Origin of the sequence: Xanthomonas sp. WHRI 8393 (assembly GCF_040203315.1) — a bacterium.
GTDB lineage: Bacteria > Pseudomonadota > Gammaproteobacteria > Xanthomonadales > Xanthomonadaceae > Xanthomonas > Xanthomonas arboricola.
The window spans coordinates 248,884-275,308 of the sequence record NZ_JBEGGL010000003.1; the positions used below are offsets into that span (position 1 = coordinate 248,884).

22 protein-coding genes are annotated in these 26,425 nt (G+C 68.1%); 10 read left to right on the forward strand and 12 right to left on the reverse strand.

The genetic code is table 11. From position 1 onward, the window contains the following. Positions 1-6: 6 nt before the first annotated feature. The 9 genes from ABQ137_RS11545 to pqqA form a co-directional block, all read right to left on the reverse strand. Positions 7-2,640: a TonB-dependent receptor gene (locus ABQ137_RS11545; RefSeq protein ID WP_102251489.1), complete on the reverse strand. Its 2,634-nt coding sequence runs from the start codon at positions 2,638-2,640 to the stop codon at positions 7-9. 102 nt (positions 2,641-2,742) lie between these two features. Further along, positions 2,743-3,777 (reverse strand): glucokinase family protein, encoded by a 1,035-nt coding sequence (locus ABQ137_RS11550; protein ID WP_349782531.1) that lies wholly within the window; start codon positions 3,775-3,777, stop codon positions 2,743-2,745. Between the two features lie 326 nt (positions 3,778-4,103). Beyond that, the gene (locus ABQ137_RS11555) at positions 4,104-5,621 is read right to left on the reverse strand and encodes a PhoPQ-activated pathogenicity-related family protein (protein ID WP_349782533.1); all 1,518 of its coding nucleotides are present in this window, start codon (positions 5,619-5,621) and stop codon (positions 4,104-4,106) included. A gap of 58 nt (positions 5,622-5,679) precedes the next feature. Then, on the reverse strand, positions 5,680-6,192 hold the full coding sequence (locus ABQ137_RS11560) for a hypothetical protein (RefSeq protein ID WP_054591015.1): 513 nt from the start codon (positions 6,190-6,192) through the stop codon (positions 5,680-5,682). A 62-nt stretch (positions 6,193-6,254) separates the two neighbouring features. Beyond that, complete coding sequence (pqqE, locus tag ABQ137_RS11565; protein ID WP_104568118.1) at positions 6,255-7,385, reverse strand: pyrroloquinoline quinone biosynthesis protein PqqE; 1,131 nt, start codon at positions 7,383-7,385, stop codon at positions 6,255-6,257. After that, complete coding sequence (gene pqqD, locus ABQ137_RS11570; protein WP_047129146.1) at positions 7,382-7,660, reverse strand: pyrroloquinoline quinone biosynthesis peptide chaperone PqqD; 279 nt, start codon at positions 7,658-7,660, stop codon at positions 7,382-7,384. Before pqqD ends, pqqE begins: the two co-directional genes overlap by 4 nt. Continuing rightward, entirely contained in the window at positions 7,657-8,409 is a 753-nt protein-coding gene (gene pqqC, locus ABQ137_RS11575) for a pyrroloquinoline-quinone synthase PqqC (RefSeq protein WP_102251493.1), read from the reverse strand. The genes pqqD and pqqC overlap by 4 nt, the downstream gene beginning before the upstream one ends. Further along, positions 8,406-9,305, reverse strand: coding sequence for a pyrroloquinoline quinone biosynthesis protein PqqB (gene pqqB / locus ABQ137_RS11580; RefSeq protein ID WP_115042428.1), 900 nt, complete (start codon positions 9,303-9,305; stop codon positions 8,406-8,408). The genes pqqC and pqqB overlap by 4 nt, the downstream gene beginning before the upstream one ends. Before the next feature lie 66 nt (positions 9,306-9,371). Further along, the gene (pqqA, locus tag ABQ137_RS11585) at positions 9,372-9,452 is read right to left on the reverse strand and encodes a pyrroloquinoline quinone precursor peptide PqqA (RefSeq protein WP_002812057.1); all 81 of its coding nucleotides are present in this window, start codon (positions 9,450-9,452) and stop codon (positions 9,372-9,374) included. 290 nt (positions 9,453-9,742) lie between these two features. Between pqqA and ABQ137_RS11590 the strand changes: the two genes are divergently transcribed. Both ABQ137_RS11590 and ABQ137_RS11595 read left to right on the forward strand, forming a co-directional pair. Next, positions 9,743-11,926, forward strand: coding sequence for a RelA/SpoT family protein (locus ABQ137_RS11590; RefSeq protein WP_349782536.1), 2,184 nt, complete (start codon positions 9,743-9,745; stop codon positions 11,924-11,926). A 196-nt stretch (positions 11,927-12,122) separates the two neighbouring features. Further along, positions 12,123-13,637 carry a hypothetical protein gene (locus tag ABQ137_RS11595; RefSeq protein ID WP_104553569.1) on the forward strand — a complete coding sequence of 505 codons (1,515 nt, stop codon included), beginning with the start codon at positions 12,123-12,125 and terminating at the stop codon, positions 13,635-13,637. A gap of 60 nt (positions 13,638-13,697) precedes the next feature. On the opposite strand, the gene ABQ137_RS11600 is transcribed toward ABQ137_RS11595, so the two are convergent. Beyond that, entirely contained in the window at positions 13,698-15,800 is a 2,103-nt protein-coding gene (locus ABQ137_RS11600; RefSeq protein ID WP_349782539.1) for a glycosyltransferase, read from the reverse strand. Positions 15,801-16,039: 239 nt separating this feature from the next. Here ABQ137_RS11600 and mrcB point away from each other — a divergent pair, with 239 nt between their 5' ends. The 5 genes from mrcB (at position 16,040) to ABQ137_RS11625 (ending at position 22,945) form a co-directional block, all read left to right on the forward strand. Continuing rightward, the gene (gene mrcB, locus ABQ137_RS11605; RefSeq protein WP_102251495.1) at positions 16,040-18,484 is read left to right on the forward strand and encodes a penicillin-binding protein 1B; all 2,445 of its coding nucleotides are present in this window, start codon (positions 16,040-16,042) and stop codon (positions 18,482-18,484) included. A 13-nt stretch (positions 18,485-18,497) separates the two neighbouring features. Next, positions 18,498-19,022, forward strand: a complete 525-nt coding sequence (locus ABQ137_RS11610; RefSeq protein WP_104568123.1) for a tetratricopeptide repeat protein — start codon at positions 18,498-18,500, stop codon at positions 19,020-19,022. 256 nt (positions 19,023-19,278) lie between these two features. Next, positions 19,279-21,285: a DNA repair helicase YoaA gene (gene yoaA / locus ABQ137_RS11615; RefSeq protein ID WP_349782541.1), complete on the forward strand. Its 2,007-nt coding sequence runs from the start codon at positions 19,279-19,281 to the stop codon at positions 21,283-21,285. A gap of 29 nt (positions 21,286-21,314) precedes the next feature. After that, positions 21,315-22,034, forward strand: coding sequence for a tRNA (adenosine(37)-N6)-threonylcarbamoyltransferase complex dimerization subunit type 1 TsaB (gene tsaB, locus ABQ137_RS11620; RefSeq protein WP_349782543.1), 720 nt, complete (start codon positions 21,315-21,317; stop codon positions 22,032-22,034). Beyond that, the gene (locus ABQ137_RS11625; protein ID WP_349782545.1) at positions 22,031-22,945 is read left to right on the forward strand and encodes an ADP-ribosylglycohydrolase family protein; all 915 of its coding nucleotides are present in this window, start codon (positions 22,031-22,033) and stop codon (positions 22,943-22,945) included. Before tsaB ends, ABQ137_RS11625 begins: the two co-directional genes overlap by 4 nt. Positions 22,946-23,030: 85 nt before the next feature. On the opposite strand, the gene ABQ137_RS11630 is transcribed toward ABQ137_RS11625, so the two are convergent. Further along, complete coding sequence (locus ABQ137_RS11630) at positions 23,031-23,906, reverse strand: energy transducer TonB family protein (protein WP_065032655.1); 876 nt, start codon at positions 23,904-23,906, stop codon at positions 23,031-23,033. Next, positions 23,903-24,853, reverse strand: a complete 951-nt coding sequence (gshB, locus tag ABQ137_RS11635; RefSeq protein ID WP_184632304.1) for a glutathione synthase — start codon at positions 24,851-24,853, stop codon at positions 23,903-23,905. Before gshB ends, ABQ137_RS11630 begins: the two co-directional genes overlap by 4 nt. Positions 24,854-25,091: 238 nt before the next feature. Between gshB and pilG the strand changes: the two genes are divergently transcribed. The 3 genes from pilG to ABQ137_RS11650 are packed head-to-tail and all read left to right on the forward strand — an operon-like array spanning position 25,092 to position 26,403. Continuing rightward, a complete protein-coding gene (gene pilG, locus ABQ137_RS11640; RefSeq protein WP_024711139.1) occupies positions 25,092-25,493 on the forward strand; it encodes a twitching motility response regulator PilG in 402 nt (133 codons plus the stop codon). Positions 25,494-25,510: 17 nt separating this feature from the next. Continuing rightward, on the forward strand, positions 25,511-25,873 hold the full coding sequence (locus tag ABQ137_RS11645) for a response regulator (RefSeq protein ID WP_024940328.1): 363 nt from the start codon (positions 25,511-25,513) through the stop codon (positions 25,871-25,873). Then, positions 25,873-26,403, forward strand: a complete 531-nt coding sequence (locus ABQ137_RS11650; protein ID WP_003482487.1) for a chemotaxis protein CheW — start codon at positions 25,873-25,875, stop codon at positions 26,401-26,403. Before ABQ137_RS11645 ends, ABQ137_RS11650 begins: the two co-directional genes overlap by 1 nt. Positions 26,404-26,425: the final 22 nt, after the last annotated feature.

The window sequence follows — 26,425 nt, forward strand, 5'->3', positions numbered from 1 at the left end:
CCGCTGTCAGAACTTCATGTGCAGGCTCGCCATGTAGCGGCGCCCGCTCCTGTAGCGGCCGGCCAGATGGTCGGTGTCGCCGAGATACTGCAGGTATTGCTCGTCCAGCAGGTTCTGCGCGTCGATCTGCAGCGACCAGTTCGGGCTGAACGCATAGCCGATGCTCGCGCCGAGTTCGGCGTAGTCATCCACGCTTGCCGGCGCGGCGCCGGCCACGTAACCGCCGGCCAGATAGCTGTCGCGCCAGTTGTAGGTCAGCCGTGCGTTGAGCGGGCCTTTTTCGTAGTACGGGCTGACTGCAACGCTGTTGCGCGACTGGTAGGGCAGGGCATCGCCGGTGTTGTTTTCGCCATTGGCGTAGGTGTAGTTGGCGGTCAAACCAAAGCCGCTGTCGCCGAACGGCTGCTGGAACGCGATGTTGAAGCCCTTGACCTTGCCATCGCCGGCATTGCGTGGCCGCTGGATGCTGTAATCGCAATAGCCATCGGCGCTGCAGCCGTTGCTGCCGAGCAACTGCGCCCAGCTCTGCGGCGCGGTATCGCGCAGCGCGTTGTACTGGCGCTCCACGCTGGCGCTGGTGTCGATGTAGTTGTCGATCTTCTTGTAGAACAGCGACCACGCCACCACCGACTGCTGCGCGAAGTAATACTCGGCCGACAGGTTGAAGTTCCAGGATTCGTACGGCGATAGCTCGGCATTGCCGCCGCTGCCGGTCAGCGTGGTGTCGTTGAGGAAGGTGTTGTTGACCATCTGGTTGTACGGTGCCCAGGCGATCACCTTGGCTGCGGCAAAACGGAATACCCAATCGTCAGCGGCCTCGTAGGACAGCGTGAGCGAGGGCAGCAGGAAATCCTCCTTGCGCGTGCGGGTCTGCCACAGGCTGTCGGCGTTCTGCAGTGTGGGCGTGCCGCTGTAGACGAAGCCGCTGCCCTCGGTTTTCGAATCGACATAACGCAGCCCGAGATTGCCGCGCAGGCCGCCGCCGGAGAAGTTCAACTGGGCATAGGCGGCGTTATTGGTCTGCTGCAGCGCCCAGGTGTTGTTGAGGTAGCTGGCCGGATCCGGCGCGCCGTAGTCGACCGGGCTGTTGCGGATCCAGTTCAGCACATTGTTGCGGCCTGCCTGCACATGCCGGCCGTGGTCCGGATAGAAATCCTGCAGATCGGTCAGCCCGATGGTGCCCACGTCGGCCAGCGTGCCCGGCGTCACGCCGCCATAGACGTTGAGCTCGAAGCGCTCCTCATGCTTGCCATGGCGCACGCCCAGCAGCAGTTGGTTGAACACGCTGTCGAACTGCAGATTCAGATCGAGTTGGCCGTAGGTGTCCTTGCTTTCGGTGGAAAAGATGCCGTTATTGCCGAACCAGCCGCCAGCCGAGCCCCAGTTGGCCGGATCGCGCGCGCGCGCCGGATCGTCGAAACGGATGCCGCGCCGCGTGTCCCAGCTGAAGCCGCCGTTGTAGAACGGCTCGATGAAATACTGCGACAGGTCCTTGTTCTCGGATCTGCTTTGGCCCACCTGCCCATTCAATCCCCAGCCATCGCCGCGGAATGCGCCGCGCAAGTCCAGGCCCTTGGTGGTGACTTCCGATTCGCGCACGTTGTTGTCGTAGATCACGGTGCCGCCGAGCGGGTCGGCATTGGCGCCGGAATGCCCGCTGGTCACCACGCCATTGCGCAGGCCGCCGAGTTGGTTCACCGCCGCCACCGTGCCGGCATTCCAGGTCAAAAAGCTGTACATCGACTGGTTGTAGTTGTCGAAGTTCTCGTTGATGTACAGGCCGCTGAGGTTGAATTCCAGCGCCTCGCTGGGCTTGAGCTGCAGATTGACCACGGCGCTGTCGCGCTCGCGATCCTGCTGGAACCAGGCCGCGTTGATGGAGTTGGGCACGTCCGCATCGGCGGGCACGCCGCCTGCGGCATTGGCGAAGGTACTGGCTGGCGCATAGCCGAACACTTCCATACCGCGACGATCGACGCGTTCTTCGTAATGCTGCGCCGACACCGCGATGCCGAAGGTGTCGGCCGCGTTCTTCCAGCTATACAGCAGTGCCGCGTTCGGCTTGCCCTCGCTGGCCTGCGCGCTGTAGCTGTAGCCGATGGAGGCGGCCACCTCGTTGACGTCCAGGTCCAGCGGTTGCCGGGTGTGCATCAACACGGTGCCGCCCAGGCTGCCTTCGGTCAGGCGCGCTTCGGAGGATTTGAGGATTTCCGCGCGGCCCAGGATCTGCGGCGCCAGCAAGGTGTAGTCGAATCCGCGGCTGGGTTGTTCGCCGTAGAGCCAGATCGCCTGCGCCACCGGGTGGCCGTCCAGGAAGGACAGATTGAGGCTGGGGTCGGTGCCGTCGATGCTGACCCGCTCGCCCTGGCCAAAGCGCCGGTCCAGGGTGACGCCGGGAATCTGCGACAGCGCCTCGGCCACGTTGGTGCTTGGAAACTTGCCGATGTCTTCGGCGGTGATGGCTTCGGAAATGCCGGCGTTGTTGCGTTTGGTATCGAGCGATTTTTCCAGGCTGGCACGGATGCCGACCACCTGCACGGCATCCAGATCGGTGGCCTGGTCGGCTGCGTCCTGGGCTTGGGCGGCGAATGCCAGCGACAACGCGATCGCGCTGGACAGCAGGGTGGTGCTGTATTTCATGATGTCTCTCCTCATCACGCACGGGGATGGACGGCGGGCTGCTGCTCGCCGGATGCGGGGTCTTGCAGACGCGCGCTCGGGACCGGGCGCGTGGTGGATCGCTTACGTCAGGTCAGCGTGGTGTTGCAGATACCAGTTGGCCGCGCCGAGCACGCCCAGTTGCCCGTGCTCGACCAGCTTGACCGGAATGCGTTCGAGTACCGCGCGCATGCGTCCTTTGGCCAGAAAACGCTCGCGAAAACGGCTGTTCTGCAGGAACGGCCCGATCGTCGGCAAAAAGCCGCCGGCCAGATAGATGCCGCCGGCGGCGCCGTAGGCCAGCGCCATGTCGCCGACCGCGCTGCCCAAGATGGCGCAAAAGACCTGCAGGCAATCGCGTGCCAATGCATCGTCTTCGTGCAGCGCGGCATGCGTGATCGCGGCCGGCAGCCGATGGCGGGGCGTGGCGCCCTGCAGTTCGCACAGGGCGTTGTACAGATGCAGCAGGCCTGGCCCGGACAGCACATGTTCCAGCGGCAGATAGCGCTCGCCACGCAGCAGGATCCGCAGCGCCTGCAGTTCCATCTCGTCGTTGCTGGCCAGGGCGACCTGGCCGGCCTCGGTGGCGAGCACGATCGCGCGTGGCCTGGCATCGATCCAGACCGCCGCACCCAGCCCGGTGCCTGGGCCGACCACCAGGATGGGGCCGCTGGCGCGTGCATGCCGCGGCGTCGGCCCACTCAGTTGCAGCGCGGCACGTTGTTCCATCAGCGGTGCGGCGTAAGCCACCGCTTCGAAATCGTTGACCAGGTGCACGCTGGGCACGGCAAGCGCGGCGCGAATGCGGCCAGGCGAAATCGTCCACGGCAGGTTGTTGCTGATGAAGCTGCCATCGTCCAGCGCCACCCCGGCACTGGCGATCACCACCGCCTCGACGTCGTGCCGTGGCTGCAGGAAGTCGGCAAGGATGGCGTCCAGACTGGCGTGTTCGGCGCAGCGGTAGGTGCGGTAATGCGACAACTTGGTCGCAGCGGTACCTGCCCGCGCGATATGGCCGACCCGCACATGCGTGCCACCCACATCGGCCGCGATGAAGCCGGTGGCAACTGGTGCTGTGGGCAAGCCAGAAGCGAGAGCAGAACGCGAAGTCGCAGCCACGTGCAGTCCTTTGGAGTCGTCCGAGCGGCCAATGCGATCGGCGAGTAGCGGCCTGTGTAGAAGTTGGTGACAACGATGTCAATGGTTCAGTCGGGTTGGATCGATCTTGCTGGCGGACTCAAGTGCAAAATCGCCCGTTTCAGGGCTGTCTGCATGGGCGTGATTGCGCAGTGCGGAAGCGTGCGCACGCGCTGTCGCAACGGTCGCGTCTGTTGTCGCCGTCTGGACACTGAGCGGTGCTGACATCGCCCTCGCGACATCGACACTGGATTCGGCGGTCGCTACCGCCAGGTCTGGTTACGTCAGTGCTCCGCGCAGTCGCCAGCTCAGCGCGCAGCCGCCGCAGAGACAGCGCCCGGCAAGGTGCTGCAGGCCGCGCCGTCGCTGGGTGGCGCCTGCGTCGGGTAACGCTGCTTGCCGAGCACGTAGGTCTGGCTGGTGGCGACGAAGCCGTCCGCGTAGGTGGCCTCGACGAAGTACGCGCTCCAGCCGGCATCGGGAATCTGCACTGGTACCGATGCCGTGTTGCCGCGTGCAGGCGCGATCGGCGTGGCGCTGTAACGAATGCCGCAGGCATAGCGGAAATCGCGCGCCGCCGGATTGCGCGCCTGCCACAGACGCAACTGCGCAGGGCGCTCGGACGACTGGAAGCGGATCTGCGGGTGTTCGCCTGTGTGCAGGGAATCGCGCACCTTTGGCAATGCACGCTGCTGCTGCAGCCGGGTCACGAAGGGCACCAGGCTGTCGACGATGGAGGCGCGGATGCCGCTATGCGCGCTGTTGGGCACCATGCGCAGCGCCTTGCTGCCGGGCAGCGCGTCGTAGAAGAACTGCGTGTTGTCCGGCAGGAAGAAATCGTCGCCGCTGGCATTGACGATGTACTTGGGCACGGCCAGGCGTTTGCGCTGCGGCGTGTGCAGATAACTCAGCGGGTCCTGCAGTTGCACCAGCTGCGCAAATGCCGGCGTGTGCAGCTGCGCGGTGATTCCCTGCCTGGCGTAGGCGCCGAATGCGATCGGCCAGTTGCCGCCATAGGCCCGGGACATGTGATCGAGCACGGCCGGCAGATTGAGGATGTCGATCACGAACGGCACCACAGCCTCCACGCGCGCATCGGCGATGGTGGCGTGCCAGCTCGCCCAGCCACGTTTGGAGGCGCCGGCGAGGATGAAGCGATGAATCTGCAACGGCGCCAATTCGCGTTCGGCCAGGCTCATGGTGCGCGCGATCGCCGCGGCCATTGGTACGTGCAGCGGCATGGTCTTGCGTCGTTGCGGCGACGCCAGGAACAGCGACCAGCTGTAGGCGACGCTGTCGTCCTCGCGGCGCGGCGTGCCATCGTTGCGGTAGGTCAGTGCCTGGCTGGGCAGATCGCCGAGCGCGATCACCACGGTGCGGCTGCGCCGCGCCAATGCGGCCAGGGCCTCGGGTGGCAATTCGCTGGACGGTTGTGGCGCGCCGCCATCGGCCGGTTGGCGGGTGCCATTGGTGGAGATCAGCAGCGCACGCGTCGGCAACGCATCTGCCGGGACGTAGATCGCCACATCGTGCTGCCAGCTGGCCGGCTGCACCAGCTCCTCCGGCGACCACTGCTGCGAGGTCAGCAGGTAATCGCGCCTTTCGACACCGTCCACCGTGCGGGTGGCCACGCGCCGGTAGACCAGCGGTTGGCGCTCGATGGCATCGTGATAGCACACCAGCGCCTGGTCGATGCCGACCTCGGGCGCATCGGCGCACTGCTGCGCTGACAGGGTGGGCGCAGTGGCCGCATCGGCAGGCGCAACGCCTGCGAACCAGGCCAGCGACGCCAGCAATGCCAGGCTGCAACATGGCATCCAACGCATGCGTGTTCTCCGTCGCCTGCTCAATCTGCGGTGGCGGGCCGGCAATGCCTGGACGCGCTTACTTGACCCGGCGCACCTTGGCCTGCGTGTTGTAGCCCTCGATCTGCAGATACCACACGCCGACCAGACCCGGCTTGATCTTGACCTTGGGTGACGCCTTGCGCACGCCCGACAACGTCGCAGCGTCGGTCTGCTCCCAGTCCTGGCCATTGGCCAGGGTGTACACGCGCCCCTTCGAAAAGCCCTTGAACTCGCCGACGATGTTGCTCTCGATCGGCTCGTTGCTGCCGAAATCGAAGAAGCCGCGGTTCTTGACGATCACTTCCTGGCGGCCGGCTTCCTTGGCCTGTTCGACCACGACCGCGGCTTCCTTGGCGACCTTGCCCTGCAGCCAGTCGTTGAGCGCGGCCAGTTCTCCGGCATCGAGCTTGTCCAGGCCGGCGGCCTTGAACTGTTCGGCGCTCATCTGCGACTGCAGGTCGCCCTGCACCGCGCGCTGCGCGAGGGCCGGAGCGGCGTTCAGGGCGAGGGTCAGGCAGACCAGCAAGGGAATGCGGCGTGCGAGCGACATGGATGCCATCCGATCAGAAGAGGCGGCTAGTGTAGACGCTAGCCCGCGCATGACGCAGCCGGCTATGGCGCGTCGGCGGCTCGTGCCTCTGTGCTGGCCGATGCCGCGCGTCCGGGGCGGCGGTAGACGAACTCCGGCGGCGGGGCGGCGGCCTCGCGTTCGGCGGTAGCGCGCACCTCGGTGTGCCGCGGCGAGCGTTCGCAGACCGGGTCCAGCGTGGCGGCATCGCCACTGAGCGCCAGCGCCTGGCAGCGGCAGCCGCCCCAGTCGATCTCGCGCTTGGGGCAGCCCTGGCAGACCTCCGGCATCCAGGCGGTGCCGCGGAAGCGCACGAAGGCCTCGCCGTTGTTCCAGATGTCGGCCAGCGACCGCTCGCGCAGGTTGTCAAAGCGCATGCCGTCGATGGTCTCGGCCGCATGGCAGGGCAGCACATCGCCACGCGGGGAGATATTGACGAAGCGCTGGCCCCAGCCACCCATGCACGGCTTGGGCTGGCGGGCGTAGTAATCGGGGGTGACGAAGTCGATCGCCAGGCGGTCGCCGAGCTCGCGGCGGGCGGTTTCCACCGCGTCAATCGTGGCCATCAGCTGCTCGCGGCTGGGCATCAGCGCGGCGCGATTGCGCAGGCCCCAGCCGTAGTACTGGGTGTGCGCCACTTCGATGCGTTCGGCCTGCCATTCCAGCGCCAGCGCGATCATGCCGGGCACGCGCTCGGCGTTATGGCGATGCAGTACCGCATTGAGCGTCAGCGGCAGGCCGCGCGCGCGCACGGCGGCGGCGAACTCGCGCTTCTTCGCCAGGCTGTTGCGATAGCCGGCGATACGGTCGGCACCGGCCGGGTCGACGTCCTGCACGCTCAGCTGCACATGCTCCAGTCCGGCGGCCTGCAACTGGTCCAGCATCGGCTCGCCGCCGGCCACGCCGGAGGTGATCAGGTTGCTGTACAGCCCGAGCGCACGTGCATGCGCCACCAGCTCGGGCAGGTCCTTGCGCAGCATCGGCTCGCCGCCGGAAAAGTGTGCCTGCAGCACGCCCATGTCGGCAGCCTGCTGCAGCAGCGAGCGCCAGCCGGCGGTGTCCATTTCCTCGCGCAGCGCCGCCAACGCGATCGGGTTGGAGCAATACGGGCAGGCCAACGGGCAGCGATGGGTCAGCTCCAGCAGCACCGACAGTGGCGGCGGGGCGATGCTCATAGCCGCAGCAGACGCTTCTGGTGCAGCGTGGCGGTGAGTTCTATCACATCGACCTCGATATCGGCCGCGTCAGCATCGAATTCGCCTGCCAGTTCCTGCGCGATCTGCGCCAGCGAGCGGGTGCCGTCGTAGCGCTGCGCCACCACCAGTGCGATCTCGTCCAGCTCGACCACGCGTTCCGGCGCCAGCAGCACCCATTGGTCACGCGCGCGGTCGTGCTGCAGGCGCACGCCTGCGCGCAGGGCCGGCTGGCTGTCGCGGGTGATGCTGCTCACGCCGCGGCCCGGCCGGCGTCGCGGTCGGGCACGAACGCATCCGGCCACACGATGCCCGGGGCGACGTAGGCCACGTGCAACGCGTCCAGCTGCGCCCACAGCACCGAGCACTTGAAGTGCAGCGCGGCCTTGACCAGGGACTGTTTTTCGACGGTATCGGCGTGCTGCTTGACGTAGTCCAGCGCAAAATCCGAATCGCGTGGCGCCTCGGTCAGGCGATGCTCGAAATAGGCCAGCGCTTCGGGCGAGACGAAGTCGTAATGCTTGAGCATGCCGGCCACGCGCCGGCCGATGATGTTGGGGGCGAACAGCTCGGTCAGCGAGGAGGCGATCGCCTCGAGCAGGCTTTTTTCGCGCACGAACTGCAGGTAGGCCTGCACCGCGAAACGGGTGCCGGGCAGCAGCGCACGGCCGGATTCCACCAGCGTGCGCTCCAGGCCGAGCGCGTCGGTCAGGTGCAGCCAACGCGCGATGCCGCCATCGCTGGGGCTGTTGCCGTCGTGATCGAGAATGCGTTGCCGCCAGATCCGCCGCAACGCCGGGTCTTCCATGCGCGCCAGGATCGCGGCGTCCTTCAATGGAATGCAGCGCTGGTATTCGAAGCGGTTCAGCGCCCAGGCCTGGACCTGGCCGCGATCGAGTTTGCCCTCGTGCAGGAGCGCGTGGAAGGGATGCTGGTCGTGGTACAGGCGGGCGCCGATGGCACGCAGGTCCGCTTCCAGCTGGTCCGGGGTGAGCAGGGTGGTCACAGGGTGATCTCCAGGCCGTCGTGCGCGACGTCCCAGCCGCTGGCACGCGCGCTGGCGTACTCCGGCGAGTGGGTGTCGAGCACGGGATTGGTGGTGTTGAGATGGATGAAGATCTTGCGCGCCACCTCCAGCGGGGCGAACGCGGCAATCGTGCCGTCGGGGCCGTCGATGCTCATGTGGCCCATGCGCTGGCCGGTCTTCTGGCTGATGCCCAGTTGCACCATCTCGTCGTCGCGCCACAGCGTGCCGTCGAAGAACACCAGTTCGGCGCCTTGCAGGCGCGCGCGCAAGGCATCGGTCATCGCTGCGCAGCCGGGAATGTAATGTACGCGGTGCTGGCCATCGTCGATGGTCAGCCCAAGGGTTTCCTCGTTGGAGCCGGCCAGGTCGCCGCCGCTACGCGACTCCATGAACAGCGGCACCTTGCCGGGTACCGAGAATGGCGTGAGCTGCAGGCCCAGCAGCGACACCGGCGTGTCCAGCGCAAATGGCTGGCGCTGCACGTAGGCGGGATTGACCGCATCGAAGATGGGGTTTTGCGACAGCAGATCCAGCACGCGGCTGCTGGCATGCAGCGAGAACGCCTGGCTCTCGCGCATCGACAGCAATCCGGCGATATGGTCGATCTCGCCGCTGGTCAGCAGCACCGCTTCGATCGGCGAATGCCGCAAGTCACGCTGCGGCCAGAGTGCGGGCGTTGCAAGGATTTGCTGACGGAAGTCGGGGGAGGCGTTGATCAGGACCCAGCGCTGGCCATCGGCACTGACGGCGATGCTGGCCTGGGTACGACGCTGGGCACCATCGGCTTGTTGCCATGCCCGCCTGCTGGCGGGTGTGTGGCAATTCCACTGCGGGTGCCCACCGCCGGCCGCCGATCCCAGAACGATGATGCGCATGGAGAACTGTTACCTATCTGCCGGCGCGTGCCGGTCATGCATCGGGAGGAGGGGCGGCAGGTGAGCTCAGAATTCGCCGGAGACGTAGCAGTTGATCTCGGCGCCACAATTGACTTCACGAACGACAGGCTTCTTCCAGGTCTTCATCGGCTACCTCGCAGTTGGTTGGAATGACGTGGCCGCGGCAGGACGCAGCGACAACGCCACTGGAGGATAGGCAGGCGGTTTGGGCGAGTTGTAAAAAGCACGTAAAAACCCGATTGAGCGTGCCGATTGGCCTGCAGCGTTGCCGCACTTGCGACGCACAGCAGTTGCGAATCAAGACGTTGGCGGGTGAACCGACCATAAGCGCAAGCGTGCGGGATCGCGCCGACGATGCAGCGATTGCGCGTTGTGGAGAAGGTGACGCGCACGTTACCGTAGCTGTCAGCCCCCCGTTGTTGCCCATCGCCGTGTCCACCGCTGTGACCAGTTCCTCACTCGAGCGCCTGCATGCCTTGCTGCAGCGTCCCGCCATCGCGTCGATCGCGCCGGATCTGCGTGATGCCCTGGCGCAGGCCTGGCAGCAGTTGCCGGCGCCGAGCGAGGACGTAGCCTGGACGCTGCTGGCCGACACGCTGGACGCGCTGGCGCTGCTGGCCGCCGATGAGGCCACCCTGATTGCGGCATTGCTGTTCGACCTGCCGGCATTGCGCGGCGCGATCGCCGGCCTGCCATGGCAGCCGGCCGAGCGCCGGGTGGCGGTCGAAGGCCTGCTGGACGGGCTGGATGCGGCCGACCAGGTCTGGGCCCTGCATGCCGGTCGCGAGGCCGGGCGCAACAGCGAAGGTCTGCGGCGGCTGTTGCTGTCCATCATCCACGACCTGCGGGTGGTGCCGATCCTGCTGGCGCGGCAGTTGGCGCGCATGCGCGTGGCCGACCGCCTGAGCGAAGAGCAGCGCCGCGCACTGGCCCAGCTCACCCGCGACATCCATGCGCCGCTGGCCAACCGGCTGGGCATCTGGCAGGTGAAGTGGGAGCTGGAAGACCTGGCGTTCCGGCATCTGGAGCCGGACACCTACCGCCGCATCGCCCGCGAGGTGGACGAAACCCGCGTGGCGCGCGAGCGCTATCTGGACGCGGTCAAGCGCACCCTGTCGACGACGCTGGCCCAGCAGGGCCTGCGCGCGGAGGTGAGCGGGCGGCCGAAGCACATCTACAGCATCTGGCGAAAGATGCAGAAGAAGCGCCTGTCCTTCGACCAGCTGTACGACATCCGCGCGGTGCGGGTGATGGTCGACGACGTGGCCGCCTGCTATGCCGCCCTGGGGGCGGTGCACTCGCTGTGGGCACCGGTGCCGAGCGAGTTCGACGATTACATCGCCCGGCCCAAGGCCAACGACTACCGCTCGCTGCATACCGCGGTGGTCGGCCCGGAAGGGCGCACGATCGAAATCCAGATCCGCACCCACGAGATGCACGCGCAGGCCGAGCTCGGCGTGGCCGCGCACTGGAAATACAAGGAAGGCGGCAAGGGCGGCGAAAAAGCCTTCGACCGCAAGATCCTGTGGATGCGCCAGTTGCTGGAGCAGGTGCAGGAAGGCGACCACGGCGAACTGGCCGGTGCGCTGGACGCCGAGCTGATCGAAGACCGCGTGTATGCACTGACCCCCAAGGGCGAGGTCATCGATCTGCCGCAAGGCGCCACGCCGCTGGATTTCGCCTATCACGTGCACACCATGGTCGGGCATCGCTGCCGCGGCGCGCGCGTCAACGACCGCATAGTGCCGCTGACCTACCGGCTGCGCAGCGGCGACCGGGTGGAGATCATGACCGCCAAGGAGGCCGACCCACGCCGCGACTGGTTGCTGGCGTCCAATGGCTTTCTGGCCAGCGGGCGCTCGCGCGACAAGGTGCGCGCGTGGTTCCACAAGCTCGACCGCGCGCGCAACGTACAGGCCGGCAAGGACCTGCTCGATCGCGAGCTCAAGCGGCTGGGCCTGCAGCACGCCGATCTGGGCGTGGCCACGCGCAAGTTCCACGCCGAGAATGTCGATGACCTCTACATCCAGGTGGCGCTGGGCGATACCGGGCCCAACCAGGTCAGCCGCGCGCTGCTGGAAGCCGAGCGGGCCGCTTCGCAGCCGGCGGTGCCGGCGCCGCCACGGCCCACCGCGCGCCGCGAGGGCTTGGGTAAATCCAAGTTCACCGTGCAGGGCGTGGGCAATCTGCTGGTGCAGCTGGCGCGCTGCTGCCAGCCGGTGGCGGGCGAGCCGATCGCCGGCTATCTGACCCGCGGCCGCGGCATCACCGTGCACCGCACCGATTGCGCGGCACTGTCGCGTCTGGCCGCGGCGCATCCGCAGCGGGTGTTGCCGGTGGAGTGGGGCCAGGCCGGCAGCGGCTACGAGGTGGATGTACAGGTGCGCGCGGTCGACCGCCGCTGGCTGCTCAAGGACATCACCAACCTGATCGCGCAGGAGGACGCGCACGTGCTGGAAATCAACAGCGACAACGTGCGCGACACCGGCAGGGCGCAACTGCGCCTGCGCCTGAAGGTCAGCGACTACGACCAGCTGTCCAGCCTGCTCGGCAAACTGGATGCCTTGCCTGGGGTGAGCGAGGTGCGGCGACTCGGTTGAGTGCGCCGCAGCCCGCCGGCGCCAATCGCCTTGAAACAGGCGGCACCCACAGCAAGCAAGCTGTGCCCGCCTGCCGCCTGCCGCCTGCCGCTTCCCGCTTCCCGCTTCCCAAGCCCACATCGTCTTCGCAGCAGACAGCTACCATGACGGGGTGAACGCGTCCCCGTCAGGTCGCGCCAAGGACGGACGCCACCGCATGCTCCCGCTTCCGCGCTGGGCAAGATCGCCTCGCCTCTGGGCACCACTGCGCAGCCGCGCGCTATGGCGCGTGGTGCTGGCGTTGTGCGCGTGTCTCTTGCTGGCCACGGTCGTGCTGCGCAAGCCGCTGGCCGATTGGCTGTGGCCGGACACGCGTATCCAGCAACTGCTGCAGCGGGGCGATGCGGCGCTGTCGCGTGGCCATCTCAGTGCGGCCGATGGCAACGGCGCGCGCGAACTGTTCGCTGCTGCGCTTGCGCTGGACAGCGATCGTGGCGAAGCCCGCGCCGGCCTGGCGCGCACCGGTGCCGCTGCCGTGGTGCAGGCGCGCGCGGCGATTGCGGCCGGGGACGCCGCTGCTGCGCAGCGCGCGCTGACGCTGGCGGGCGCGCTGGAGGTGCCGCAGGCGCAGATCGCACCGGTGGCACTGCGCCTGCGCCAGTTGCAGGCGCGTCGGGCCGGGTTGGACGCCTTGTTCGCACAGGCGGTGTCCGCGCAGCAGCAAGGGCGCCTGGATGGCAGCCCGGACAGCGCGCTGCCGTTGTACCAGCGCATCCTGACCCTGGCACCGGACCGCACCGATGCGCTGGAAGGGCGCGAGGACGCCCTGACCGATCTGCTGGCGCAGGCACGCCAGGCCCTGGCGCGCGATGCGCTGGCCGATGCGGCGATGCTGCTGGCCGCGGCCAAACGCTATGACGCCGGGCATGCCGATGTACCGCTGACCGAGGGCCACTACCACCGTGTGCTGGACCAGCGCCGTCAGCGCGCGCAGGGCCTGTTGCGGCGTGGCCGGCTGGCACCGGCCGCACGCGATTTCACCGCAGTGCTGGCAGCCGAGCCGGCGGATGCGGCCGCCCAGCGTGGGCTGGAGCAGGTGGCAGGCGAATATGCCGCGCAAGCCGGCCGGCAGGCGGCAGACTTCCAGTTCGACGCCGCGCTGCAGTCGCTGCAGGAAGCCAAGACCTTGCTGCCCGGCGCCGCCGCGATTGCGCAGGCCGAGCAGGCGATTGCGCGTGCACGCGATGCCCAGCGCAGCCCCGAGACCGGGCTGTCGCGCGGTACCCGCGAGCGCCGCCTGCGCGCGCTGCTGCAACGGGTGGTAGCTGCCGAAGCGCAGCAGCAGTGGATGACGCCGCCCGGCGCCAGTGCCTACGACGCGGTGCGTGCCGCGCAGGCGCTGGCGCCGCGCGATCCACGCGTGCTGCAGGCCGCCGCACGTGTGGTGCCGGCCAGTCAGCGCTGCTTCGAGGACGAGCTACGCAACAACCGCCTGCGTGCCGCGCGCGGCTGTCTGGATGCCTGGCAGGCGCTGACGCCCAACGGCGATGCACTGGCCGGCGCGCGTCGACGGCTTGCGCAACGCTGGGTTGCGGTGGGCAGCGAACGCCTGGGACAGGAAGACGCCGCCTTTGCACGACGCGCGCAGGACGAGGCGCACCAGTTGGATCCTGGGCTGCCGGAATTGGCCGAGTTCACGCGCCGGGTCAAGGCCGTGACCGAGCAGCGTTGACGCAGCGGTTGTTCTCGACGGCGCCACTCACAGCGCCATCCCCGAGCGCCCGGCGCACACTCACTCCGCGATAAACAGCGCGCGTACCGTGCCACGCGCCGCATCCAGCGAAAAATGCCGGGCCACGTTGTGCAACCCGTTGTCGGCCAGGCGTTGCCACAGCGTCGCATCGCGATACAGGCGCACGATCGCTGCGGCGAAGGCATCGGCGTCATCGGCCACGCAGACATCCTCGCCGTCGCGCAGATGCATGCCTTCCACCGCACAGGTGGTGCCGACCACCGGCTGCCCGTGCGCCATGCTCAGGTTGATCTTGCCTTTGACGCCGGCGCCGAAGCGCAGCGGTGCCACCGCGATGCGTGCGTTCTCCATGAACGGCAGCAGATCCGGCACATGCCCGTGCAATTGCACGCCGGGGCATTCGTCGGCCAGCAGTGTCAGCGCCTCCGGCATGTCCGCGCCGATGCAGTGGAAGACCACCTGCGGCAATTGCGCGCGCACCTGCGGAAAGATCGCGCTGATGAACCACTGCACCGCATCCACATTGGGTGGATGCCGGAAGCCGCCGACGAACACCAGGTCGTGGCGTTGCTCGAAGCGGCGGCCGCTGCCGGCCACCTCATGCAGGTTGGAGAGCAGGGCGGTGCGGATCTGCGGTGCGTCCGCCTGCAGCTGCGCCTGCTCGGCTGCCGAGACCAGCAGCGTGACATCGGTGGCGGCCATGATCTCCAGCTCGCGCAGGCGGGTGCGTTCGGCCGCGCGCAACAGGTTGGCATCGCCGGCCAGCTCGGCGCCGCGGCGCTCGCGCAGGTAATGCAGGTCGACGGTGTCGAACAGGGTGCGCGCCTGCGGGGCGTATTGCCTGAGCAGCGGCAGGCAGGCATGCGCAACGTGGTGACGCACCAGCAGCACCACCGCAAACCGCGGGCCGTGCGTGCGCAGCCAGCTGCCGATGCCGTCCAGGAACGGCGCGTACCAGACTTCCACGCCCAGTTGCTGCAGCGCCTGCGTGTGCCGTCCGGCGTGTTCGCGGCGGGTCGGCACGAACACCACGTGCGCGCCTTCTTCGCATAGCAGGCGGATCAGATTGAACTGCCGCAACGAGCCCGAGTCGCGGTCCGGTTGCGGCACGCATTCGTCCAGGATCAGCACCTGGCGTTGGCCACGATGCAGCAGCGCAGGCCCGGGGACCGTGCCGACCGGCAACTGCATTGCCAGCGCCTGCTGCCACTTGTCGGCGAACACGCCTTGGTTGCGCACCTGGTACGCCTTCACCCCGGTGCGGGTGTCGGTGCCATTGCTGGTGCCCTCGTCGTGCACCACCACGCTGGCCGGCTGCACCAGCACCCGGTAGCCGGCGGCACGCACCGCAAACGCCAGATCGGTGTCTTCGTAGTACGCCGGCATGTAGCGGCGATCCAGCCCACCCAGCGTCTGCAACAGCGCGCGTGGCAGCGCGATCGCCGCGCCGGAGCAGTAGTCCATCGCACGCACATAGGCATGGCGCGGGTCGTCGGCCGATTCGAAACGGCCGTAACTCCAGGCGCTGCCGTCGGCGAACACCACGCCGCCGGATTCCTGCAGGCGTCCATCCGGGTACACCAGTTGCGCGCCGACCAGCCCGGCGCCGGGGTGCTGGGCAAACGTGTCGATCAGCCGATCCAACCAGCCGGGTTGCGGGATGGTGTCGTTGTTCAGCAGCACCACGTAGTCGCCGCGCGCCAGGGCGATGCCGTCGTTGCAGGCGGCGATGAAACCGCCATTGCTGGCGCGCCGGTGGTAGTGCAGCCCTTGCACCTGCGGCAGCTGCGCCTGCGTGGCGTCGCTGCTGCCGTCGTCCACGACGATGATCTCCACCTCCAGCAGCGGCGGATGTGCCGCCAGTGCGCGCAGGCACGCCAGCGTGTGCGCGATGTGGTTGTAGACCGGAATCACCAGCGTCACGCGCGGGGTGTCGCTGTGCGGAACCGCAAACGCGGCAAACGGCGCCGTTTCCGGCAACCACAGCGGCGTGCCGAGCGCCACCGGTGGTGCCTGCGTATGCACGCGAATGCGCTGCCAGGTGGCGCGCCAGCCGCGTGTGCGCATGCTCGCCACGCTGCGGTGAATCAGCCCAAGCACGCGATTGAACAGATAGCGTGCATCGGCCAGTGACATCGACATTCCGTTGGAACTCCAGACGTGGCGTGACGAAGAAAACCCGGCGAGCAGTCGTCAAGCGGCGAGGACGGCGCAAGGCAAGCGCAGGGGACGCAGGGTACCCGCAGATGCCGGAGACGGTCCGTGCCCGCTGACGGTGAGCGTGGCCGTTTTGTTAGCCGCTCTTAAGTCAGAGGGGCCGGCCGGCCACAACCACGACAGCGCTGCGCTAGACTCGCCGGACTCTACATTCTCGCATTCCTGTGCCCCGACGCCACGACAACGACGCTCCCGACGATTTCGAGGACGACTCCACCGAGCAAGGTTCCCGCTGGCAACGCAGGCTGATTGTCTGGGCCTTTGCGGCATTCGCGCTGGCGCTCGGTTTTCTGATTCCCTACACGGTGTATCTGAACAAGCAGGTCACCCAGCGGTTTGGCGAGCTGCGTTGGCAGATCCCGACCCGCGTGTACGGGCGGCCGTTGGTGCTGGCACCGGGCAATGCGCTGGATGCGGCCACGTTGAAGACCGAGCTGGACGCCGCCTCGTACCGTGACGACGGGCAAGCCAAGCTGGCCGGCACCTACCAGCAGGACGGCAGCCGCTTCACCATCGCCAGCCGCGGCTATATCGATGTGGATGGGCGCGTGCCTGCGCGGCGGGTGGAAGTCAGCCTCTCCGGTGGGCGCGTGGCCAGCCTGCGCGACGCCAGCGACCGCAAGGCGCTCAAGAGTGCGCGGCTGGACCCGGCGCGCATCGCCACGCTGTACGGACAGAAGCAGGAAGAGCGCCGCCTGGTGCGCATGGAAGAAGTGCCCGAGCTGCTGGTCACCGGCCTGCAGGCGGTCGAGGATCGCGACTTCAACAGCCACCACGGCATCGATCTCAGCGGCATGGTGCGTGCGGCCTGGATCATGGCGCGCTCCGGCGGCCAGGTTCGCCAGGGCGCCAGCACCCTGACCCAGCAGCTGGCGCGCAGCGGCCTGCTCGGCATCGGCAAGGAACAGACCGTCACCCGCAAGTTCAACGAAATTCTCTACGCAGTGATCATGGAGGCGCGTTACGACAAGCGCACCATCCTGGAGGCCTATCTCAACCAAGTCTATCTGGGCCAGCGTGGCGGGCAGGCGATCCACGGCGTGTCCTCGGGCGCGGAGCTGTGGTTCGGCCGCGAGCTCAATTCGATGACCACCGAGCAGATCGCCTTGCTGATCGGGCTGGTCAAGGGGCCGTCCTACTACGACCCGCGGCGCAACCCGGAGCGCGCGCTGGATCGGCGTAATTTCGTGCTGGGCAAGCTGCACGAAAACAACCTGATCGATGCGGCTGAATACAAGCGCGCGCTGGCCGCACCGCTGGGCGTGCCCACCGAGCCGGGCCTGGTCGCGGCCAACCGCTTCCCGGCCTATGTGGATCTGGTGCGGCGCCAGTTGGCGCACGACTACCCGGAAGGCGTGCTGCAGGGCGCCGGCATGAGCGTGCTCACCGGCATGTCGCCGTCCGCGCAGGCTTATGCCGAAGGCGCGGTGACCGGCACCATCAAGCGGCTGGACAACAAGAAGCGCCCACCGCTGCAGGCCGGCCTGGTGCTGACCGACGTGCATAACGGCGACGTGCTGGCGGTGGTCGGCAGCCGCGACGTGGCCAAGCCGGGCTTCAACCGCGCGGTCGAAGCGCAGCGGCAGGTCGGCTCGCTGCTCAAGCCGTTCGTCTACCTGCTGGCGCTGGCCTCGCCGGACCGCTGGGCGCTGTCCAGCTGGGTCGACGATGCACCGGTGACGGTACAGCTCAGCCGCGGCAAGACCTGGTCGCCGGGCAATTCCGACAACCGCAGTCACGGCACGGTGCGGCTGATCGATGCGCTGGCGCATTCCTACAACCAGGCCACGGTGCGCGTGGGCATGCAGGTCGGCCCGGAGCGCATCGCGCAGCTGATCCAGGTACTGGCCGGCATCAAGGCCGACACCAATCCCTCGCTGATCCTCGGTGCCACTGACCAGAGCCCGTACGGCATGGCGCAGCTGTATCAGTTCCTGGCCGCCGGTGGCGAGATCCAGCCGCTGCACGCGGTGCGCGGCGTGCTCGATCCGCAGGGCAAGCTGCTCAAGCGCTACGACAAGACCCCGGCGCCGGCGCAGGAGGGCGATTCGGTGGCGGCCAACCTGATCAGCATCGCCCTGCAGCAGGTGGTCAGCGGCGGCACTGCGCGGCAGTTGCTGGGCGATGGCCTGGGCCGGTTGTCGCCGGCCGGCAAGACCGGCACCTCCAACGACGGCCGCGACAGCTGGTATGCCGGCTATACCGGCGACCACCTAGCGGTGATCTGGATGGGCAACGACCAGAACGAGCAGACCGGCCTGTACGGTGCCACCGGCGCGATGCGGGTATGGTCGAGCATCTTCGCGCGGCTGCCGAGTGCGCCGTTGAAGGTCAGCGGCAAGGGCCTGGACTGGCAGTGGGTGGACGCGGCCGGTACCGGCGTGACCGATGCCGGCTGCCCGGGCGCGCGCCAGTTCCCGTTCGTGGTCGGCTTCACGCCGGCCTACGCCCCCTGTGCCGGCAATGCACCGTCGATCGAAGGCGTGCCCGGCGATGCATCCGCGCCGGCCGAGCAATCCAGCGGTGGTGGTTGGCGTCGCTTCTTCGGTCTGGAAAAGAAGCCGGAAGACCCCGCGCCGGCACCCGCCGCGGCTGCACCTGCACGTTGACTGGAGTGACCCGATGAACCGACTGCACCGTTTGCTTGCCCTCGCTGGCGTGTCTGCCGCACTCACCGCCTGCGTCAGCGCGCCGCCTGCGCCACCGCCGGTCCCGGTGGACCCGACCACGCCGACACAGCGGCTGCTGCTGATCGAACGCGAGGCCGGCGTTGACGATACCGAGCTGTCGGTACAACCATTGCGCGACCCGCAGGTGGACGACCTGCGCGAGACCGCCAAGAGCAAGCGCCAGGCCGGCGACCTGGCCGGCGCGGCGGCGTCGCTGGATCAGGCCGTGGGCCTGGTTTCCGGCGATCCCGCCATCCTGCAGGAGCGTGCCGAAGTGGCGGTGCTGCAGGCCGACTGGCCCGCCGCCGAGCGTTTCGCCAAACAGGCCATTGAGCTGGGCTCCAAGACCGGGCCGCTGTGCCGCCGGCATTGGGCCACCATCGAGCAGTCGCGGCTGGCGCGTGGCGAGAAGGAAAACGCCGCTTCGGCCAAGTCGCAGATTGCCGGGTGCACGGTGCCCGGCGTGAAACGCTACTGAGCACGGCCACGCCGCTGGCTGCGCCTGCTGCACGACAGGCGCGGCGAGCGTGATGCGGCCTGCGTTGCTTGCGCCCATCTGCTTCGACGCGAGCCGTTCGTTCCCGCGCGCGACCGCCAGCGGCGCCACGCCGCGCATCCTGACGCGTAAACGCCGGCTGCGCGGCCAGTGCCGCCACCGGCCCACCGGCGTAATCCAGGCAGCGGCAGCGCGCACGCGCTAGGCTGTCGCGCTTCCTGCTCCAGCTTCCGGTCCCATGTCCCAACTTGCCACTGCCAGCATCGAGGCGCTCAGCGAGGGCGGGGCGCTCGCGCGTCAGCTCGATGCGTTCGCGCCGCGTGCCGCGCAGTTGCGCCTGACCGGCGCCATTGCCGAGGCGTTCGAGGCACGCGATGTGCTGCTGGCCGAAGCCGGCACCGGTACCGGCAAGACCTACGCCTACCTGGTGCCGGCATTGCTGTCGGGGCTGAAGACCATCGTCTCCACCGGCACACGCGCATTGCAGGACCAGTTGTTCCATCGCGACCTCCCGCGCGTGCGCGCCGCGCTCGGCATCGGCCTGCGCAGCGCGCTGCTGAAGGGCCGCGCGAACTATCTGTGCAAGTACCGCACCCAGCAGGCGCGTGGTGAGCCGCGCTTTGCCACGCCCGAGCAGGTCTCGCAGTTCCAGCGCATCGTGGCCTGGAGCGGGCGTACCCAATTCGGCGACATGGCCGAGCTGGAAGCCCTGCCGGACGACTCACCGCTGCTGCCGCTGGTGACCTCCACCGTCGACAACTGCCTGGGCACCGAATGCCCGTTCTACAGCGAGTGTTTTGTGGTGCAGGCGCGCCAGCGCGCGCAGGCGGCCGATCTGGTGGTGGTCAACCACCATCTGCTGCTGGCCGATCTGGCGCTCAAGCAGGAAGGCTTCGGCGAGATCCTGCCCGGCGCGCAGGCCTTCGTCATCGACGAAGCGCATCAGCTGCCGGAGCTGGCGGCGAATTTCTTCGGCGAGAGTTTCGGCATGCGGCCGTGGCAGGAACTGGCGCGCGACTGCATGGTCGAAGCGCGCCTGGTCGCCGGTGCGCAGGCCAGCCTGCAGGAGCCGATCCTCGCCCTGGACGAGGCTCTGCGCGGCCTGCGTGCGGGCATGGAGGGCCTGCCGTCACGCGGCACCCAATGGCGCGCGCTGGCCAAGCCGCAGGTGCGCGAGGGTTTCGATGCGGTGCTGTCGTCGCTGGCGCGGCTGGGCGAGGCCCTGCTGCCGTTGCGCGAGGCATCGCCCGGGTTCGATGGCTGCTGTGCACGTGCGCAGGAAGCGCTGGCGCGGCTGTCGCGGTGGCTGGGCGAGGATGCGCCGGTGCCGGATTTCGACCAGGAGCTGCCGGAAACCGTCGACAACGATGTGCTGTGGTACGAGCTCAGCCCGCGCGGGTTCCGCTGCCAGCGCACGCCGCTGGATGTGTCCGGCCCGCTGCGCGAGCACCGCGAAAAATCGCATGCGGCCTGGGTTTTCACTTCGGCCACGTTGGCGGTGGGGGGCGAGTTCGACCACATCGCGCAGCGCCTGGGCCTGAGCGATCCGGTGACCTTGCTGCAGCCCAGCCCCTTCGATTGGGCGCGCCAGGCGCTGTGCTACCTGCCGCCGCACCTGCCCGATCCTGCCGCACGCGGATTCGGCACGGCGCTGATCGCGGCGCTGATGCCGGTGCTGGACGCCTCCAATGGCCGCGCGTTCCTGCTGTTCGCCTCGCATCGCGCGCTGCGCGAAGCGGCCGACGCATTGCGCGGCGCGCCGTGGCCGCTGTTCGTGCAGGGCGAGGCGCCGCGTGCCACCTTGCTGCAGCGTTTCCGTACTTCCGGCAACGGCGTGCTGCTGGGCTCGGCCAGCTTCCGCGAGGGCGTGGACGTGGTCGGCGATGCCTTGAGCGTGGTGGTGATCGACAAGCTGCCGTTCGCCGCACCCGACGACCCGGTGTTCGAAGCGCGCCTGGATGCGATCCGCCGCGACGGCGGCAACCCGTTCCGCGACGAGCAGTTGCCGCAGGCGGTGATCGCGCTCAAGCAGGGCGTGGGCCGGCTGATCCGCAGCGAGACCGATCGTGGCGTGCTGGTGCTGTGCGACCCGCGCCTGGTGAACAAGGGCTACGGCCGCACCTTCATGCAGTCGCTGCCGCCGTTTGCGCGCACCCGCGAGATCGGCGACGTGCGCGCATTCTTTGGCGTCGCCGAGCCGGTGGGCGACAATGACGTGCTCGCGTTGCCGTTCGGCGACGACTGAGCTTTCTCCTTCCTGCCTGCGGTCCTGCCATGAAAGTCCTCGCGTTCGAGACCTCCACCGAAGCCTGTTCCGTCGCACTGCATGTGGATGGCCGCGTGCTGGAGCGCTTCGAACTGGCGCCGCGTCGCCATGCCGAACTGGCGCTGCCATGGGCCGAGCAACTGCTGGCCGACGCCGGCATCGCGCGCCGCCAGCTCGACGCGATTGCGGTCGGTCGTGGCCCGGGCGCCTTCACCGGTGTGCGGCTGGCGATCGGCATTGCGCAGGGCATCGCGCTGGGCCTGGACGTGCCGGTGCTGGCGGTGTCCACGCTGCAGGTGCTGGCCCTGCGCGCGCCCGCCGAGGCGACGCAGGTGCTGGCCTGCATCGATGCGCGCATGGGCGAGGTGTATGCCGGCGTCTTCGCGCGCGCTGGCGATACGCTGCGCGAGCTGATGCCGGAAGTGGTCTGCGTACCGCAGGAATGCGTCGTGCCGGACACGCTGCAGCGCTTTGCCGGTGTCGGCAGCGGGTTCGCCGCTGCCGAGGCAGTGCTGCAACAACGATTTGCGACCCGGCTGAGCAGCATCGATGCCGCCGCATTGCCGCATGCCGCCGACCTGCTGACGCTGGCCGTGCCGGCGCTGCTGCGCGGTGAAGGCGTGGCGCCGGAGCGGGTGGAACCGGCCTATCTGCGCGACAACGTGGCGCTGACCCTGCTCGAGCAGCAGGCCGCACGCGCAGCCAAGGCCGCCGGCGCCGCGCCATGACCGACGACCTGCAACGCGCGCGTTTCCGCGGCTGCCTGCTGGGCCTGGCGGTGGGCGATGCGCTCGGCACCACGCTGGAATTCTGCACGCCGGGCAGCTTCACGCCGATCGACGACATGCGCGGCGGCGGCCCGTTCGCGCTGCGCGCCGGCCAGTGGACCGACGACACCTCGATGGCCTTGTGCCTGGCGCACAGCCTGCTGTATCGGCAGGGCTTCGACGCCGCCGACCAGATGAACCGCTATTGCAACTGGTACCAGCACGGCTACCTCAGCAGCACCGGCAGCTGCTTCGATATCGGCGCGACCGTGCGGCAGGCACTAGAGCGCTATCTGGATGGCGGCCCGGCCTTCAGCGGCAGCACCGATCCACGCTCGGCCGGCAATGGCTCGCTGATGCGGCTGGCGCCGGTGGCGATGTACTACGCGCATCGCCCCGCCGAGCTGGGCGAGCGCGCCGCCGACAGTTCGCGCACCACGCATGCCGCCGACGAAGCGCTGGATGCCTGCCGGCTGTTCGCCTTCCAGTTGCGTGCCGCGTTGCTCGGTGGCGAGCGCCAGCAGGTGTTGCAGACCCGCTGCGAAGGGCTGTCGACACCGGCGCTGCGTGCGTTGTCGGTGAGCGACCATGCGGCAGTTCCCGCCGCCCGGATCCGCGGCACCGGCTATGTGGTCGATGCGCTGTCGGCGGCGCTCTGGTGCTTCGCCACCACCGACACGTTCGCCGATGCGGTGCTGCGTGCGGCCAACCTGGGCGACGATGCCGACACCACCGCGGCCATCTGCGGTCAGCTGGCCGGTGCATTCCATGGCATCGACGGGATTCCCGCCGCCTGGCGCGCGCGCGTGCAGGACGCGGACGCGATCGTCGAGCTGGCCGACCGGCTGTACGCAGCCGCGCAGGCCGCATAAAGGCCGCGCGCAACGCACTGGGCAACGCGGGCCGCCGGGAAGGCATGCCGCAGAAAGACGCGTCCCTGTCGGGACGCGCCACGGCTCAACGATCGTCGTGCAGCTCGCCGCCGGGCAGGAACAGCCAGGTGCGTGTGACCTGCAGGATATCCACGTCGTCCTTGGTCCTGGGCAGTGGCGGGAACGGCTGCGCCAGCTGCACCACCCGCAGCGCTGCCGCATCCAGCGCCGGGGTGCCGCTGGAGACCAGCACGCGGCTGCTTTCCACGCTGCCGTCGCGGCGCACGCCCACGCTGATCACCACCTTGCCGCCGAGTCGGCGCCGGCGCGCCTCGTCCGGGTAATTGAGATTGCCGACGCGCTCGGCGCGGTCCACCCAGGCACGCAGGTAGTTGGCATAGGCATATTCGCGGGTACTGGCCGAGACGAACTTGCGATTGGGGCGCTTGGCATATTGCTCCGAGCGCAGATGCACCTCGGCGGCGAGCCGGGCCATTTCCGCGTCGCGCTGCACGCGTTGCGCATCGGTGGGCGAGGGCAGGTCGGTCTGCGGATTCGGCTGCGGGGTGGGCACGGCCTGCTCGCCGCGGCGGCTGGCCACCACGCGGGTCTGGGTCGGCTCCGGCGCCTGCAGCGTGGTCGCACGCTGCGCCTGCGGTGCCAGCCCGCTGCGGTCCTGCGGTACCACCCCGGGCTGGCTGTCGCGCGGGCGTTGCGCGGTGGCGTGATTGCCGCCGCCCTGCTGGTTGGCCTGGGCCAGGAAATCGGCCTGCCTGGGCGTCAGCGGGGTGCTGGTCTGGCTGAAGATCACATCCAGCGTCGGCACCAGCGGTGCGTCCTCGCTGACCGCAAACCCCACGCCCAGGATCAGCACGCCGTGCAGCAGCAGCGAGATCACCAGCGTCGCGGTCAGCCGGCGGCGCTCGTCCATGGGAGCCGGCAGTGCCGCGGCCGCGCTCATTGCGCCGCGCCGGCCTCGATCGCGTCGAACAGCAGCCCGGCGATGTTCAGGCCGAACTGCGCATCCAGCTCGCGCACGCAGGTGGGGCTGGTGACGTTGACCTCGGTCAGGTAATCGCCGATCACGTCCAGGCCGACGAAACGCATGCCGCGGCGGCGCATTTCCGGGCCCACCTGCGCGGCGATCCAGCGGTCGCGCTCGGACAGCGGCCGGCCTTCGCCACGTCCGCCGGCGGCCAGGTTGCCGCGGAATTCGTCGCCCTGCGGAATCCGTGCCAGGCAGTAGTCCACCGGCTCGCCATCGACCAGCAGGATGCGCTTGTCACCGGCGCTGATGTCGGGGATGAAGCGCTGCGCCAGGGTCAGCTTGCGATTGCCGTCGGTCAGCGTCTCCAGGATCACGTTGAGGTTGGGGTCGCCGGTGCCGCTGCGGAAGATCGAACGCCCGCCCATGCCGTCCAGCGGCTTGAGCACGGCCTGGCCGTGTTCGAGCACGAACGCCTTGAGCGCGGCGGAATCGCGGCTGACCAGGGTCGGCGGGCAGCACTGCGGAAACAGCAACGCGGCCAGTTTCTCGTTGTAGTCGCGCAGGCCCTGCGGGTCGTTGACCACCTGCGCGCCGGCGCGCAGGGCCACGCTCAGGACCTGGGTGTCGTAGACGAACTCCGCATCCACCGGCGGGTCCTTGCGCATCAGCACCACCTGGCCGGGGCCGAATTCCAGTTCGGCGAACTCGCCCAGGGTGAACCAGCCGGTCTTGTCCTCGCGCACGCTCAAGGGCGCGACCTGTGCCACCGCGCGTCCCTCGCGCAGGCTGAGTCCGCCCGGACGCACATACTGCAGGCGGTGACCACGCCGCTGCGCTTCCAGCAACATGGCGAAGGTGGTGTCTTTGGCGATCTTGATGGAGGCGATGGGATCCATCACCACAACGACGTCGAGCGACATGGGGAGCTAAACCTTTAGAACAGGCTGCCGATGGTAACTTCAAGCGGTGGCGATGGCGCGCCCGGCCGGTCGTGAATGCGCGACTTGCCGCTCGGCCCGCAGCTGCACACGGTCGGAACGTCCGCCTGGCGGGCCCCCGGCAACGTACCCTTGACAGTCAATGCGGGTCTTGGGATATACATGCAGTTTCGTAGCGACGCCGGCAGGGAAGAAGCGTCGCGCGTCCGGGGATATTTGCATGACTGAAAACATTGCTGCGGGTGGGGAACTCGCAGGACTGAAGGTGATGGTGATCGATGATTCGAAGACCATTCGCCGCACCGCCGAAACGCTGCTGAAGCGGGAAGGCTGTGAAGTAGTGACAGCGACCGATGGTTTCGAGGCACTGGCCAAGATTGCCGACCAGCAACCTCAGATCATTTTTGTCGACATCATGATGCCGCGTCTGGATGGGTACCAGACATGCGCGTTGATCAAGGGCAACCAGCTCTTCAAGTCGACGCCGGTGATCATGTTGTCGTCCAAGGACGGCCTGTTCGACAAGGCACGCGGCCGCATCGTCGGCTCCGAGCAATATCTGACCAAGCCGTTCACCCGTGAAGAACTACTGAGCGCGATTCGCACGTACGTCCACGCCTGACCAGGGGGAAAGGCAACATGGCTCGAATTATATTGATCGAGGACTCGCCCACCGACAGGGCAGTCTTCAGTCAATGGCTGGAAAAAGCAGGCCATACGGTCGTCGCCACCGACAATGCCGAAGAGGGACTTGCGCTGATTCGCAGCCAGGCGCCCGATCTGGTGCTGATGGACGTGGTGCTGCCCGGCATGAGCGGTTTCCAGGCAACGCGTGCATTGGCGCGCGACCAGGCCACCAAGGACATCCCCGTGCTGCTGGTCAGCACCAAGGGCATGGAAACCGACAAGGCCTGGGGTTTGCGGCAAGGTGCCAGCGACTACATCGTCAAGCCGCCGCGCGAAGACGATCTGATCGCCCGCATCAAACAATTGGTGCGTTGATGCGTTCTCCATTCGACATTCTCGAAGACTACGAGCGTCGTAGTCTTGCGCACGCCACGCCGCTGCCGGAACGCCAGTTCTCGGCCGACATCTGGCGCGGCGTCGGCTATCGCGTCGGCACCCGGCGGCTGGTCTCGGATTTTCGCGAAGTCGCGGAAATCGTGCCGATGCCGCCGGTCACCCCGGTGCCGGGCGCACAGCCCTGGCTGCTGGGCGTGGGCAACCTGCGCGGCAACCTGTTCCCGGTGATCGATCTGAAGCAGTTCCTGGAGGGCCGGCGGACGGTGCTGCAGGAAGGCCAGCGCGTGCTGATCATGCGCCAGAGCGGCGGCGACGTCGCGCTGACCATCGACGAGCTGTACGGCCAGCGCAGCTTCGAGCAGGTCCAGGCGGTCGAACCCGGCGAGTTGGCGCAAGGCCGCTATGCCCACTTCATCGACCGTGCCTTCCGCAACGAGACGCAGGACTGGGGTGTGTTCTCCCTGGCGTTGCTGTCGCGCACTCCTGAATTCCGGCAGGCCGCGGCCTAAGCCGCGACCCCGCCACGTCATA